Genomic DNA, 15,776 nt, shown 5'->3' on the forward strand with positions numbered 1-15,776 from the left:
CGGCAGATGATGGATAAAGATTATACCTTAATGGTAATATTCCTTTTGTAAAGGATCCAGACCGGGATAAAAATGATCAGCACAGTCAGGATAGCCCCGGCCAGTGAAGCGTTTTCGGGCGAGAGATATGGCACAAATAACTGATTATAAGTGAACGACCATAAATTGGTTTTACCTACCGGGATGGCAGCTATTAAAGCCGGGATAATATCGGCCAAAACATAGGCAGCAATGGCATTACGCCCGAACGCTAAAAATGGCGGCAGCAGGACTTTATTCCCTTTGATATCGATAAACCAGTATGATAATGCAAGAATATTAATAGCCAGCCCGGCAGTAAGCAACACGAATGAGCTTGTCCACAATTGCTTGTTGATGGGAAAGAATGGATTCCAGATCAAAGCCAGTATGATCAATACGATGCCGGCTCCCATTATTTTAAGCAGATCAGCACGGGTTGCAAGTTTGCCCAGTTTGAGCCAGGTACCAGTGAATACACCTAACAAACAGGTAGCAACAGATGGGATTGTCCCAAGCAAACCTTCCGGGTCCCAGGTTTTGGATGAGCCCCAGAGGTGGTTTTCGGTAAATACCGATCTGTCAATCCAGGCGCCCAAATTGGTTGCCGGTTCAAGGTTAGGTGTACCAAAACCCGGTACAGGTACCAGCGTCATCAATAAAAAATAACCTATTAAACAGCTTAAAGCGATAATTACCTGTGTACGGATGCCGGTTTTAACGTACAGCAGGGCAATTATGCCAAATACAAGCCCGATGCGCTGCAACACACCGGGAAAACGCAGATGCGCGAATTGAAAATCGTTGATCAATGGTAAACAAACGCCAAGGGCTATGATAATCAGCGTACGGCGCAGGATGGATAACAGCAATTTGTTATGATTAGCTATATCCGCTTTTTTACTTTCCATGGCATATACGATAGATACGCCTACCATAAACAGAAAAAAGGGAAACACCAGATCGGTTGGGGTACAGCCGTTCCATTTGGAGTGTTCAAGCGGCCAGTAAATATGCCCCCAATCGCCGGGATCATTTACCAGGATCATGGCAGCTACGGTAAATCCCCTGAAAAAATCAAGCGACAAAAGTCTTGGGCGGCTTGTCTTTGTTGTGCCTGTGTTTTTAAGCGCTTCCTGCTGATTGATTACCATAGTTGCTATGTATTACAGTACTATTAGCTATTTTTTTTATGGGTTTTTAAAATGTATTTGAACTGGTAAGTACCCGAGCCTACATCCATCTGCATATCGCCGCCGGCCGGTTTGATGTTGGCGATATCTTTATTGTTGTTAATGTCGATATTACTTTCTGTCACCGGGCCATCAACCGCCGGTAGGGTGACCATAGCAGTAGTATTTGGCGGCACAATTACATCAAGGGTAAAAATACCGTTATCAATACTCCAGGCCGATTTTACTTTGCCGTATAATGTTTCCAGTTCGGCATTGGCATTGGTCAATTTACCGCCGGGATGCGGGAAGATATTTATTTTATGAAAGCCAGGGCTACCCTCATCAGTGTTGATCCCTGCTATAACACGGTACATCCAATCGCCAATTGCGCCGTAAGCATAATGGTTAAAGGAGTTCATTTCCGGATCTTCAAAAGTACCATTGGGTTTTATGCCATCCCAGCGCTCCCATATGGTAGTTGCCCCGTTTTTTACGGGATAAAGCCATGAAGGGTATGACTCTTTCATCAACAGGTCATAGGCAATATCGGTATGACCGAAACGACTTAGCACATGGCAGATATAGGGGGTGCCTAAAAAGCCTGTTGTAATGTGTTCATCATAATCTTCAATATTGTTTACCAGCCTTTTGGCGGCAGATTCGCGCAGGTTTTCGGGCAGCAGGTCGAAGTTAAGGGCCAGTACATAGGATGTTTGCGTACCCGAGATCATACGTCCGTTAGGTGTAACATATTCTGCCTGGAAAGCCTTTTTGATATCAGCTAACAGCGCGGTATATTTTTTAACATCATCTTCCTTACCCAATATAGTGGCGGCATTGATAACCAGTTGAGTTGAATAAGCATAAAATGCCTGCGCTATCAGGTTTTTATCGGTAAGGGCGGCGCCATCCTCATAATCGGTGCCTGCGTAAAACAGCCAGTCGCCAAAGTGGTTGCCGGTGTCCCAAAGGCCGTTTCGGGTATGCCGGGTAATGTAGCCCACCCAGGCGGTCATGCTTGGGTACTGGTTTTCCAATACCTTTTTGTCGCCGTAAGCCAGGTAAATATTCCAGGGGACAATAGTTGCCACATCGCTCCATCCTGAGGCTGCTGCCGAAGCGCTATCCAGCATGTTAGGGATCACATAGGGTACCGCGCCGTTTTTATGCTGGTCGGCCGAAAGATCTTTTAGCCATTTGGTAAAAAATCCGGCCACATCCATATTGAAGGTAGCGGTGCGGGAAAAAGCCTGGGCATCGCCCGTCCAGCCCATACGCTCGTCCCGCTGAGGGCAGTCGGTAGGTACATCAATAAAATTGCCCTTTTGCCCCCATTGAATATTATGCTGCAACTGGTTAATGAGTGGATTAGAGGTAGAGAACATACCCGTTTGCACCATATCCGAGTACAAGGCAAAGGCAGCCACATTGGTAGAATCCAACTGGCCTTCATATCCTTCAACCTTCAGGTACCTGAACCCCTGGAAGGTAAAATGAGGTTCGAATGTTTCAACGCTATCGCCCTTAAAAACATATACGTTTTCCTGCTTGGCTGTACGCAGGTTTTTTGTGTAGAAGTTCCCTTTCTGATCCAAAACCTCGGCATGGAACAGCTTTACCGTATCGCCTGCTTTTGCATTTAATTTAAACTGCACCCAGCCAACCAGGTTTTGCCCAAAATCAACCACATGCTCGCCCGCAGGAGTGGTAAACACTTTAATCGGCTTAAACATTTCGTGCTTGCGCACCGGCGGACCAAATGTGGCCACTAAATTTTCTTTAACGGTATCGATGGTGCGTACAGAATCCCAGTTTAAATCTTTATAAGCAATGGTCGACCAGCCTTTCTTCTCCTTGCGGGCATCATAAACTTCGCCATCAAAAAATGATGATGAACGGATCGGCCCATAAGCAACCTTCCAGGTTTTATCCGAATTAATGAGTATCCGTTTACCGTTAGTGTACACAACCTCTAACTGAAAAAGCAAACCAAGCTTGGTGCCGTACACATTCTTTTTTCGATTATAGGTGTAACCACGGTACCAGCCATCGCCAAGGGTTACGCCAACAGCGTTATCGCCTTTTAGCAGGTCGGCAGTTACATCATAAACCTGGTACTGCAGCCGTTTATTGTAACTCGTCCAGCCGGGGGCAAAGTAGTCGCTGCTAATTCGTTTACCATTAAATTGCGCCTCATATAAACCGTGGGCAGTAATGTATAAATGCGCCGCACGTACCTTATGATCAAGCTTAAATGTTTTCCTGAACATGGGGCATGGGCCACCGGTAGTGTCCGACAGGTAATTATTTTCTATCCATTTGGCACTCCAGTCGGCGGGTTTAAGCAGGCCCATTTTCCATGAGTTAACCATGCTCCATGGGGTAACCTGCTGCCTGTTGTTCCAGACGCGTACCTGCCAGTAAACTTTCTGACGTGAAGCGAGCGCGGGGCCGCCATAGTAAACATGCAGCGATTCGTTGGAGTTAACTTTTCCCGAGGTCCAAAGCAGGTCTTTACCTTTCAGTAAGGATACGGCATTACTGCCTACCCTTATTTCATAGGCAATTTGCTGAATGTTGCGATCCCGGGTTATTAGTTTCCAGCCAAGACGGGGAGCGGCTTCGTCGACAGAGATGGGGTTTATTTTGTATTCACAAACCAGGTTATCAACCCGGAACGGCGGAGGAACAGGCGGCACTTTTTGTGCTTGTACAATTAATGGCAGAAAAGAAAAAAACAATATAATAACGCGTGTGCATACCTTTTTACACATACCTTTTTTGGGGTTTTAATAGTTCATGCTATTAAATAAACTTTAATAGCAATATTGTTTTGATATGCACCTGAAATTTTTCATCGAGCCTGCCCACAAAATGTGCGTTCATCGCAATATACACCTATAAACGTAATATAGCCGGGTAAAAGTTTCACCCTGGCTATGTAACATTATTAATGTTCGAGGTTAGCCTCTTCAACCGGATATTGGAAAAGCAAACGGATATTGCTGTAAGCCGCCGAGTTAATTTGCCATGAACTGTTTTTGTAAGCCCGTTCGCGGGTAGCATGCGCTTTCATTACCTCTGTCGCTTTACCTGTACGCAAAAGATCAAACCAGCGGTGATTTTCAAAGGCAAGTTCAACCTGGCGTTCGTGAGCTATCGCCGCGCGAAACCCATCCTGACTGGTAACATTTAAATCGGGATTAGCATTGCCCATTGATTTAGGTTCAAGACCCGCGCGCTGCCTAACCAGGTTCAGGTATTTGAAAGCATCGCCACCTGCTGCAAAGCCTTGTTCGTTTAAACACTCGGCTAGCATCAGGTAAACATCTGCATAACGATAAACCGGGAAGTTGTTGCCGGTAATACCTTTAACAGCCCCAATACTTTGATACTTTTTAATAAATGGCAAATCGATGCCATATTCGTCTGATGTAAAATCAGTCAATGAAGCATCCCTTCTTTTATCTCCTCCCTCGTAGGCATTTACCAGGTCCTGTGTTGGGATATTCCAGCCATTTTGTGCGCCGTTAGCTATTTCGTAACCGGTAATATCAGTATCGTAATAATCCCAGGGAATAAAAGTATCAACGAAATCGCTGCCCAAACCATTCGGGCCTTCTATGTATTGGATCTCAAAAATTGACTCGGGGCCATTTTCTTTATGGATATTAAAATTATCGGCATAATCGGCATTCAAGCTATAAACACCCGACGCGATAATTGCGCGTAACAGCGGTATGGCCAAATCAAATTTCTTTTGGGTCATATAAACTTCGGCCAGCATGGTCTCGGCGGTACCTTTGGTTACACGCCCTTTATCGCCGGTAGCTGTATACCTTACCGGTAACTTGGCAATGGCAGTTTGCGCATCGGCTATTATCTGGGTGTAAATTTTAGCGGCCGGGCTTTTAGTGGCAACTTTATAAGCATCAGCCACAGATTGCGCTTCTGTGAGTACCAAAGGGGCATCGCCAAACATACGCACAATATTAAAATAGTTAAACGCCCTTAAAAATGATGCCTGTCCGGCGATAGTGTCTGCAACTCCAACATCAAGTTTAGCAGCGGGCAAACGCTCAAGAATAACATTACACCGGCCAATATCTTTATAACTTGCACTAAAAAACGATTCTACAATGCCATTGTTATTTAGCTCCCGGAATTCATCTATTTCTTCGTTACCTGTACCCGAACGATCATAAGGATCATACTCGTATGAGGTATTATCAGAACGCATTTCGGCCATGGCCCAAAATGAACCATTATATAAGCCCTGAAGCGGGGCATATGCACCATTAGTGGCCTGAATGAACTGAGATTTGGTTTTAAAAAAGTTAATACCATTTTGAGTATCGGTGGGTTGAAGACTCAGATAATCTTTTTTACAGTTGCTTAACATCGCAACACAAAGAAAAACTAAAAGGTATATGTATTTTTTCATGCTTTTCAGTTGTTAAAGTTTGAACTTATCAATTGATCCGTTAAAAGCTTTTATACTTTAAAATGTTACGTTACATCCCAATGTGTAAACAGCCGAGACCGGATAACCTGTAAAGTTTACATTGGGCGATAAAGAGCGGTTGCCATCCTGTCCCTCAATCCCAACTTCGGGGCTTCCGCCTCTGTAGCCTGTAATCAGGATAGCATTTTGAGCACTAAAATAAACCCTGAAATTCTTGCTGAATTTGGTTTTGAAATTATATCCAAGGTCAATATTTTTAACCATCAGGTATGAGTTACTTTCAACCCAATATGAAGGGTAATAATCACGTGCAAGGTTAGTGTTAGATACCGTTGTTGGCAATATGCCAGCCCCCGGTTGCTGAGGCGAACGCCAGCGTTGTATAACCGATTGCTCAACATTAAATACCCCATCAAGGTTGGTAGTAAACTGCTTATACATATCAAATACGTGCCCACCAACAGATCCTGCCGAAATGATATTCATGTCAAAGCCTTTATACGATAGGTGGTTGTTGAAACCAAAAGTAAACTTTGGCCATGGATTACCAATAGGCACCTGATCATGCCCGTCAATGATACCATCATTATTAACGTCCTTATACCTGATATTACCAACCTGTTCACCGTCAAAATGCGGGTATTTGTCAAGTTCGGCCTGGTTTTGGAATATTCCTTCAAAAATATAACCATAAAATTGCCCCAATGGTAACCCCACCTGCGTTATGCTGGTAGGGTTATCGTTAATTGGTGCATCATATATGTAGGGTGTAGGGCCCAGGCTAATTACTTTATTACGGTTGAACGAAATGTTCATATCGGTACTCCAGTTAAACCCTTTGCCAACTATATTTTTGGTTGTAAGGGTAAATTCCCAGCCCCGGTTACGCACATTGCCCACGTTTGTTAAGGCACCGCTGTAGCCTGAAACTATCGGTACAGGAATATATTGAAGCATCCTTTCGGTATAACGGTTATAATACTCGGCGATTAAATAAACACGGCCCTTTAACAATGAAATATCAACCCCCAAATCAAACTGTTTAGTGGTTTCCCAGCCAAGTTCCTGGTTGCCAAGATCTGTTAAAGACTTACCCGGCGCAAGTGCGCCGCCAAATGTATAATTGGTATCATCAACCTGCGATACCCACATGTAACTGGCTACGTTGTTATTACCGGCATGGCCGTAACTGCCCGAAAACTTAACCTGGTCAATAAAAGATGTCTTAGGAAAGAACGATTCATCTGAAATACGCCATCCGCCCGAAACCGATGGAAACGTACCCCATCTGTGCCCGGGGGCAAATCTTGATGAACCATCGCGCCTAATAGAGGCACTCAGCAGGTATTTATCTTTATAAGCGTAGTTAACCCTCCCTATTACGGATAGCAATCTCCATTCTTCATTAATAGTGTTTGCGGTTATAGTTGTTGCAGAGCTTAAGGATTGGATCGCATCATCAGGAAAATCTGTACCATATGTTAAGCGGTAACGATTGGTTTCCTGCTGGATCGAATAATCGCCTAAAACAGTCAATGTATGATTGCCCCAAGTTTTTTTATAGGTAGCTGAATTTTCATTAAGCCAGTTAAATGTGTTTGATGAGTTAAATGAACCAACAGCTTTTACTTGTTTACCATCGCGGTTAGGTGCATTAAAGCCTCCTAAAAACGACGGCCGGAAATAATCACCGTTACTATTTTGATAGTCAACACCAAAGGTCGACCGTAGGGTAAGCCCGTCAACTACTTTCCACTCCACATAAGCATTGGCCAGCGTACGGAATTGCTTATACATGTTTGTGGTATTAACCAGCGCGCTTACCGGGTTCACGTTCTGGAATGTACCGGGTGATCCTATAACATTGGTATATGAGCCATCGGGTTGTTTTACGGGGGTAAGCGGGCTTTCAAGGTAAGCCTGGCTTAATGCTGCCGACAGAAAATGCCCATCTGTTTGCTGCTGGTTACGTAAACTGTACGTGGGCGCTATACTTAAGCCAACAATAACATTTTTTGCCACATCAGCATCCATTGTGCCTTTTAAAGAATAGCGCTGAAACCCGGTATTGAGTACCGTTCCACGTTGGTCGAAATAGCCCATCGAAAACAAGGAGCGTGCTTTTTCAGTACCGTTAGATACCGTTACATCATAATTCTGTATCGGCGCCACCCTGGTTACTGCGTCAAACCAATCCGTTCCCTTGCCTAAAGCTGCCGGATTTTGATACTCAACGGGAATCGGGTTACTTGTTCCGTTAACAGCATTAGCATCCTGTATAGCCTCCTTACGCCACTGTGCAAATTGCTCGGCTGTCATCATTTTAAGCTTGCTTCGCGACAAAATATGCTGAACACCTGTTGAAGTATTTACCGTTACTGACGACTCGCCTTTTTTCGCCCTCCTGGTAGTGACCAAAATGACACCGTTTGACCCGCGCGAACCGTAAATCGCTGTAGAAGCAGCATCTTTCAATACACTGATATTTTCAATATCGTCGGGATTGATGGTACTTAAAGGATTTTGATATTGATCAAACCCCGGAGAAATGGGGAATCCATCAATTACATATAAAGGATCATCACCGGCACCTACTGAACCGGCGCCGCGTATATTTACAGAAACACCACCACCCGGAGTACCGGTTACCTGGTTTACGGTTACGCCCGCAAGCTGGCCGGCCAGTTTCAAATCAAGACTCGCCGTTTTGATCTCTTTGATGTTGCCCATTTTTACCGAACCTACAGCGCCCGTTACATCCTTACGCTCCTGGTTGCCGTAGCCTACAACAACTACCTCCTTTAATTCCTTGTTATCTTCACTTAAAACAACGTTGATAGTTGTTCTTTTATTAACCGGTTCTTCTTTGGTTTGAAAACCGATAAATGTAAATACCAAAACTGCGTTATCTTCGGCATTTAGGGTATACTTACCGTCCACCCCGGTTATGGCACCAACATTGGTACCTTTTACTTTAACATTAACACCCGGTAACGGCTGATTTTTATCATCTACCACAATACCGCTTATGGTTATGGGTACCTGGGCAGTGCTTACATCGGGCGTTTTCTTTTTATTTACAATAATATTTTTATCATCAATCACATACGTTAAAGGCTCATCCTTAAAGCATTGCTGCAGCGCTTCCTGTAATGAAGCATTAGTTAGTGAAAGATTAACAGGTTTGGTTTTTGAAATATCTTTATACCTGTAAAAGAAATAATAGCCGCTTTGCTTTTCAATTGCTTTAAAAGCTTTATCTAGTGCTATCCCCCTCGCATTCAGGGTTATGGATTGTGAAAAACTTTTAGCACTTAGCTGCAGGCAGCCGAGAGTTAGTAATAAGACGGTTAATCTCATCGTCAAAAACAGTTTTGAATGTGTACCAAAGGCACTAAATACTTTACCAGTAAAGTTTAAATGCATAACTTCGTGATGTTTGGGTTAAAAAAATCTGTTATTGAAAACTCAGGAAAGCTTGATCCAATTCATTATGCCGGAAGCGTTGCAGCGCTTCCGGCTTTTCTTTGATTTAGATAAGGGGAGCTTAGGTTGGAATATTTTGAGATTATATCGTCAGTGTTTCTTCATAGTTTGGGTTTAGCAGTTAAAAATCAGCTGCCGGTATTTAAGGCGTAACAATTATTTTTTTGTTCTCAATCCTAAAACGCACGTGGCTTAATTCAAGGATGTGCAATACCTGTGATAGTTTTACATCCCTGCTGATCTTACCTACAAACTCATCATCAGGTATTTTACCTTCGTATATTACTTCGGTACCATACCACCTCGAAAGCTGCTTCATAATATCTTGTATGTTTGCCCGTTCAAAGTCAAAGAAGCCATTTTTCCAGGCCACCGCCTCGTCGGTATCAACATCAATAATTTTAATGTTTTCATCATTTATAATGCCCTGCTGACCGGGCTTTAGTAAATTGCTCGTATTACCTTGTGTTAATTTCACCGATCCTTCAAGAAGAGTGGTTTTAACAGCGGACTCATCGTTGTAAGCCATGATATTGAAATGTGTGCCCAATACGGCCACGTTAATATCTTTAACCTTTACATTAAAAGGCTTCGCCTTATTTTTGGCCACCTCAAAATATCCTTCACCGGTGAGTTCAACATCACGTTCGGTACCTGTAAATGCCGTAGGGAATTTCAGTGAAGAGGCAGAGTTAAGCCAAACTTTTGAACCATCAGGAAGCACTACCCGATACTGGCCACCCCTGGGGGTGCTAATGGTGTTATAGGCAACCGGGCCATTTTGCTGTTGGTCCTTATCTGCGGTGTAAACCACCTGCCCATCCTGCGTTTTATTAATACTGGTGTTACCCGATTGATTCAGCAAGCCGATCTTAGCCGAGTCCAGTATCAGTTTGGAGCCATTGGCAAGGGTTAAAACAGCCCGGTTATCGCCCGGATCAACGTCATGTTTTACAACTGCTTTGTTTTGAGCCACCAGTTTTTGCTGTTCATGTTTAATACACCAATGATAAACAGCAATGCCCGACACGGCCAACAGGATAACAGCAGCGGCAACATTTCTGAAAAAATGCAACCTTATAACTTTTGGGCCCTTGTTAGCCACCGGTTCGGCTATCGCCTGCCTGATGTTGCTTAACATGCGATCTTCCAGTTCCTGTTTTACACCAATTATTTTTTCATCCCATTCGTCGGTATCACCCTGAAAGCTTTCAAAAAAATTCAACAACTGTTCCTTGTCCGCAGCAGTTGCCTGCCCGGCCAGGTATTTATCTATCAGTTGTAAAAATTCTTCCTTTTGCACAAATGTGGTTTTGATAAGGAGAGTAAAAAAACGGGGGTATCCCCTACGTCGAAATGAAAAAAAATTAAAATATTTTATGAATAAGCTTTAACAAACGAATGTTAGCCGAAAAATCAATTATTCCCCCAAAAAAATCCAGCAAAAAGCTGTTTAAAAACAATCAGAATATCTAATCATTCAATAGAATTTTCATTGCCGTTGGTTCTAACCAACGGAATATTAAATAGCGATAAAGAGGGCTTTAGCCTAAACCCGCCTGCATAATTGGGCTAAAGCCAGATTTTTCGAATTATTTCACCGTTGGTTAAAACCAAAGGCAATAAATATCTTACATTTTTAAATAGCTAAGATTTCATTTGATGCTATTTATCTAAAAAAAACATCAACGCTTCCAGGATAAAAGCGGAGCCTAACGAGCCGCGCAACTGGCGAAGCGCTTTGGTTAAATGATTTTCGACGGTTTTAGTGGATATATTTAGCTGCAGGGCTATTTCCTTATGACTAAGGCATTCTTCGCGGCTCAGTTTGTAAACTTCCCGGCATTTTTCGGGCAGAGTATCAATCACCTGGTTTATTTGCAGTAGCAGTTCTTTGTGCTCAATGGTGTTGTGGGTAGCTGGGGTATGCAGGCGCTCAATCAGATCGTCAAAAATCTCGCTTCTTACAGGGGTACCTGTGCGGATTTGCCTGTAAACTCCGTAACGTACCGATGCATACAGATAAGCTTTAAGCGATATATTGATCTCCACTTCGGCCCGGCAATCCCAAAGCTTAATAAACAGTTCCTGGATAATATCTTCGCATGCCTGTCTGTCTTTTAAGATATTATAAGCCGCTTTAAAAAGTGAAGCCCAATATCTCCTGTAAATCATGGTAAGCGCCGCTTCATCATCAGCCTTTAACAGGCTAATGAGCTGCATATCGCTCATCACAATTTTGTCGGGCATAGTTTACTAATTAAGTTGGTCCGGGAAACAAAGGCTAAAATTACTTAAATATTAATTTAATATATTTAAAAAGTAAAAATAAGCTTATACGCTAATTATGAATCACTTAACCATCATTTCAAACTACCGGTTATTAATATAAAATAACCCAAAGGTTATCAAAAGCATAGGCATAACTTATTTATTATACAGGTTGGTCAATGCTATCCGGCAAAAAAAAGAGAGCCGCCCCTCCGGGCAGCTCTCCACTCTTAAACACTCAACTTTGAAAACAATCAATTCTTCAGTATCTCGTTTGCCAACACAATTTCTTCATGAGAAATAGTATGTTGACGGCCTTTATATATTTTGAGGGTTAAATCCGCATTTAATTCTTTTAATATTTCAACACTGTCATTAACCCTGCTAACCGGTACATGCGGGTCGGGGTCGCCGGTGGTGATCAGTACCGGGGTATTGTTAAAATCGCCTTTATAGTTTTCCTTAACCAATTCCTCTCCTATCAATCCGCCGGTGAAAGCGATAATCCCCCCGTACCTGCCGGCATTTCGGCCGGTATATTCAAGCGTTAAACATGCCCCCTGCGAAAAACCAAGGAAATAGATATTTTCCTTTGCTATTCCTTTTTGCCTGAGGTCCTCAACCAGTTCGTCAATCACTTCAAGTGCCGAATCAAGTGCCGGTTGGTTATTTTGCACCGGGGCCATAAAACTGTAGGGATACCAGCTATGTTGATTGGCCTCTGGTGCATAGATAGCGTACCCATCTAATTCAAGATGATCTTTAAGTGAGATCATGCTGCTTGCCGATGCGCCGCGGCCATGCAGCATAATGATGGCTTTTTTGGCCTGTTCGGCGGGAACTCCCGCCGAAACAACCTGTTTTGTGTGCCTGTACATCTGTTTGATTAAACTAATGATGGTAATGTTTTTTCCAACTCGCCGCGCAGGTTTTCATACTGTGCAGGTAATTTTAAACCTGTGCCCAATAATTCAGCTGGTTCATCAACCGCGAAGCCTGGGTTGTCGGTTGCTATCTCAAACAAAACACCACCTGGTTCGCGGAAGTATAATGAGTAGAAATAGTTTCTGTCTATTTTGTCGGTTATATGCAAGCCAAGGTTGGCTATCTTTTCACGGTATTCCATCAATACTTTTTCGTTTGGTACACGGAATGCTACGTGGTGAACAGAACCACCTGCTACATGACCTGCAACTTCTCCCGGAACTTCCACCAAATCAACTATAGCTGCATTGTCGACAGCATCGGTAATAAACCTGTAGCGGTTAACATGCTGTTCCAGTAAGCGATAGCCTAATACACCGGTTAATATTTTGGCAGTAGCCTCAATTTTATTTGATGTAATGGTAATGCTGTGAAAACCTTTGGTTGCATTGGCAGCGGTTACTTCGGCAGTTTCCCATGGTGTGCGGTTATCGGCTTTTTTAGGAACGATAAGCTCAAATTTCAAACCATCAGGATCAAGGAATGTAAGATACTGCTCACCAAATTTTTCGGCCGGTTTGTTGTAGATCACATTGTTATCCTCAAACCTTTTCAACCAGAAATCCAAACTACCTTCAGGTACTGAATAACCAATTTCAGTTACCTGCCTTGCACCACGGCGACCAGTTGCAATTCCTTCCCATGGGAAGAAAGTAAGGATAGAACCGGGAGTACCGTTTCCATCGCCATAATATAAGTGATATGTACCGGGGTCATCAAAGTTTACTGTTTTTTTAACCAACCTTAAGCCCAATACACGGGTATAAAAATCATAGTTTTTTTTGGCATTACCTGCAATTGCTGTGATGTGGTGAATGCCGTTTATAGTGTTTTCCATTGTTTTCCTTGTTTTAAATATTTTAATACTTGCTGTGTTATTATGATTCAAAATTACGGTCAAAATCGCCGGCGACACTTGATGTAGGATAAGAAAAATGGGGTTGCTATTTTTTGATGTTAAACGATTTCATTACCCTCCTTTACGCAAAAAAAGTATATTCGGCTTTACATTTACTTTGATGAGCAGTTATAACCTATTCTTCTCCAGACCCATAAAAATTATTGTTTTTATTTTGTGTGTTGCCTTTGCCTTGCCGGGTAAAGCTCAGATCTATAAACAGGGTGTGATACCTCAGCCGGTTAAAATAAAAAGTAACGATATAACCTATGCCTTTCCCCGGGAATTTGTCATTGGTTTAGGCCCAAGTATCAAAGCAAGTAACGTCACCTTTTTTAGGCATTACATAAATTTGGCGAGAGACATCCACGAAACCGAACCTTTTGTAAATCACAAGATGGCTGCGTCAAATTTATGGCTTCAGCTCGATCCAAAAAGCATTAGCCAACCCGAAGGGTATACTTTAGTGGTTAAACCCCATCAAATAACCATCACCGGGCATGATGAGGCCGGTGTTTTTTACGGCTTGCAATCGCTTATTCAATTGTTGGATATAGGTAAAGATAAAATAACAGTTAAAGGTTACACTATTACCGATTACCCCCGTTTTGCTTACCGGGGCATGCACCTTGATGTAAGCCGTCATTTTTTCAAGCCTGAAGCCATCAAAAAATGGATAGACCTGCTGGCGCTGTACAAGATCAATACCTTCCACTGGCACCTTACTGATGATCAGGGATGGCGCATTGAAATAAAAAAATATCCTTTACTGCAAAGCATTTCGGCTTACCGCGATGAAACTATTATCGGTCATAAAAAGGATAGTCCGCATAAGTTTGATGGCGTACGCTATGGCGGCTATTATACCCAGGATGAGGTTAAAGAAATTGTAAAGTATGCCACCCAAAGGCACATTACCGTAATACCGGAAATTGAAATGCCGGGCCATGCGTTGGCGGCGCTGGCTGCTTACCCGCAATTGGGCTGTACAGACGGGCCGTATAAAACCGCAACATTTTGGGGCATTTTTGATGATGTGTATTGCGCCGGCAATGACGAAACGTTTGCCTTTTTACAAAATGTGATGGATGAGGTACTGCCGTTGTTCCCTTCAAAATATATTCACATCGGTGGTGATGAGTGCCCTAAAACCAAATGGAAGGTCTGCCCTAAATGCCAGCAGCGCATTAAGGACGAACACCTGAAAGATGAGAAGGAACTGCAAAGTTATTTCATCGGCCGCATGGAAAAATACCTGAACAGTAAAGGCCGGCAGATCATAGGCTGGGACGAGATCCTGGAAGGCGGGCTTACCTCCGGAGCAACCGTAATGAGCTGGACTGGCGAAGAGGGCGGCATAGCCGCTGCCAAACAGCATCACGATGCCATCATGACGCCCGAAAAATATGTATACCTTGACTATTACCAATCGCTTTACCCCGCAGAGCCATTAGCAGGCGGAGGTTATACACCACTAAGCAAGGTCTATAATTATGAACCAATAACCGGCGACCTGAGCGGTGAAGAGGCAAAATACATTAAAGGCGTACAAGCCAATGCCTGGAGCGAATACATGACCAGCCCCGCACAGGCCGAGCGGCAATTGTTCCCGCGAATGCTGGCTTTGGCTGAGGTAGCATGGAGCCCTAAGCAAAGCAAAAACTATGATGATTTTTTAAAACGATTGAGGTATCATCAACCTTTAAGCAATCTGGATATAAATGCTGCTAAGGTATTTGACGAGATCACCGATTCTGTAATCGAAACAGCTAATCATCAGGTAGCGTTAAATCTCCAAACAACATTACCCGGCGCCAAAATATTTTATACAACAGATGGTACCGAGCCGGGCTTAAACAGTAAAGGTTACATAAGTGCAATTACAATAGCATCATCAGGCATTATTAAAGCAGCTGTTTTTAATAATGGCAGGCAGCAGGGCCGAACCTATGAAAAATCATTTAGCATTCATAAAGCCATTGGCAAAACTGTGGCGCTTAAAAATCAGCCGCAGGGAGGGTTTAATCCGGGCAATACCTTTAGTTTAGTGAACGGCATCTTCGGCAGCAAACTTTATAATGATGGGCAATGGTATGGCTTTGCCGGAGATGACCTTGAAGCGGTAGTTGACCTGGGATCGATGCAAAATGTATCCAAATTAGGGATCAATATCTTGAAATACCACTGGCAAAAAATGTGGGAACCAACGTTGCTAACCTTTGAGGTATCGGCAGATGGCAGCAATTATACCGAAGTTTACCGCCAGACTGATTTCCCGGATAACGGCATCAACGCTGTAAGGGCAAACATCAAAACACAGCAGGCAAGATATATCAGGGTAAAAGCAACCAACAAAGAGATTATTCCGCCGGGTGAGTATATTGCCGGGGCAAAGGCATGGTTAATGGTGGATGAGATAGTGATACAATAATGAACCTTGATTCGCTTGATTAAAGGATTTCCTGATGACCAGTTGCAT

At 43.2% G+C, this 15,776-nt stretch carries 9 protein-coding genes; 1 reads left to right on the forward strand and 8 read right to left on the reverse strand.

Features of this window, described 5'->3' with window-relative positions; all coding sequences use genetic code 11:
• Window positions 1-20: 20 nt before the first annotated feature.
• From DIU38_RS18330 to DIU38_RS18365, 8 genes are all read right to left on the reverse strand, one after another.
• The gene (locus DIU38_RS18330) at window positions 21-1,172 is read right to left on the reverse strand and encodes an acyltransferase family protein (RefSeq protein WP_112654761.1); all 1,152 of its coding nucleotides are present in this window, start codon (window positions 1,170-1,172) and stop codon (window positions 21-23) included.
• Between the two features lie 23 nt (window positions 1,173-1,195).
• Window positions 1,196-3,967 (reverse strand): alpha-L-rhamnosidase, encoded by a 2,772-nt coding sequence (locus DIU38_RS18335; RefSeq protein ID WP_112654762.1) that lies wholly within the window; start codon window positions 3,965-3,967, stop codon window positions 1,196-1,198.
• Between the two features lie 176 nt (window positions 3,968-4,143).
• Entirely contained in the window at window positions 4,144-5,637 is a 1,494-nt protein-coding gene (locus DIU38_RS18340; protein WP_112654763.1) for a RagB/SusD family nutrient uptake outer membrane protein, read from the reverse strand.
• Window positions 5,638-5,694: 57 nt separating this feature from the next.
• Window positions 5,695-9,084: a TonB-dependent receptor gene (locus DIU38_RS18345; protein WP_112654764.1), complete on the reverse strand. Its 3,390-nt coding sequence runs from the start codon at window positions 9,082-9,084 to the stop codon at window positions 5,695-5,697.
• A gap of 202 nt (window positions 9,085-9,286) precedes the next feature.
• Window positions 9,287-10,447 carry a FecR family protein gene (locus DIU38_RS18350; protein ID WP_112654765.1) on the reverse strand — a complete coding sequence of 387 codons (1,161 nt, stop codon included), beginning with the start codon at window positions 10,445-10,447 and terminating at the stop codon, window positions 9,287-9,289.
• A 362-nt stretch (window positions 10,448-10,809) separates the two neighbouring features.
• Window positions 10,810-11,394, reverse strand: a complete 585-nt coding sequence (locus DIU38_RS18355; RefSeq protein ID WP_112654766.1) for an RNA polymerase sigma-70 factor — start codon at window positions 11,392-11,394, stop codon at window positions 10,810-10,812.
• Between the two features lie 275 nt (window positions 11,395-11,669).
• Entirely contained in the window at window positions 11,670-12,293 is a 624-nt protein-coding gene (locus tag DIU38_RS18360; protein WP_112654767.1) for an alpha/beta hydrolase, read from the reverse strand.
• A gap of 8 nt (window positions 12,294-12,301) precedes the next feature.
• Window positions 12,302-13,237, reverse strand: coding sequence for a ring-cleaving dioxygenase (locus DIU38_RS18365; protein WP_112654768.1), 936 nt, complete (start codon window positions 13,235-13,237; stop codon window positions 12,302-12,304).
• Between the two features lie 181 nt (window positions 13,238-13,418).
• Between DIU38_RS18365 and DIU38_RS18370 the strand changes: the two genes are divergently transcribed.
• Window positions 13,419-15,728, forward strand: a complete 2,310-nt coding sequence (locus tag DIU38_RS18370) for a glycoside hydrolase family 20 protein (RefSeq protein ID WP_112654769.1) — start codon at window positions 13,419-13,421, stop codon at window positions 15,726-15,728.
• Window positions 15,729-15,776 lie beyond the last annotated feature (48 nt).

This window comes from Mucilaginibacter metallidurans (assembly GCF_003286435.2).
GTDB lineage: Bacteria > Bacteroidota > Bacteroidia > Sphingobacteriales > Sphingobacteriaceae > Mucilaginibacter > Mucilaginibacter gossypii.

Bases quoted from the DNA above. Each gene is read 5' to 3' on its own strand.
- DIU38_RS18330 (WP_112654761.1), bottom strand. From the start codon at position 1,172: ATGGTAATCAATCAGCAGGAAGCGCTTAAAAACACAGGCACAACAAAG.
- DIU38_RS18335 (WP_112654762.1), bottom strand. From the start codon at position 3,967: ATGTGTAAAAAGGTATGCACACGCGTTATTATATTGTTTTTTTCTTTT.
- DIU38_RS18340 (WP_112654763.1), bottom strand. From the start codon at position 5,637: ATGAAAAAATACATATACCTTTTAGTTTTTCTTTGTGTTGCGATGTTA.
- DIU38_RS18345 (WP_112654764.1), bottom strand. From the start codon at position 9,084: ATGCATTTAAACTTTACTGGTAAAGTATTTAGTGCCTTTGGTACACAT.
- DIU38_RS18355 (WP_112654766.1), bottom strand. From the start codon at position 11,394: ATGCCCGACAAAATTGTGATGAGCGATATGCAGCTCATTAGCCTGTTA.
- DIU38_RS18360 (WP_112654767.1), bottom strand. From the start codon at position 12,293: ATGTACAGGCACACAAAACAGGTTGTTTCGGCGGGAGTTCCCGCCGAA.
- DIU38_RS18365 (WP_112654768.1), bottom strand. From the start codon at position 13,237: ATGGAAAACACTATAAACGGCATTCACCACATCACAGCAATTGCAGGT.
- DIU38_RS18370 (WP_112654769.1), top strand. From the start codon at position 13,419: ATGAGCAGTTATAACCTATTCTTCTCCAGACCCATAAAAATTATTGTT.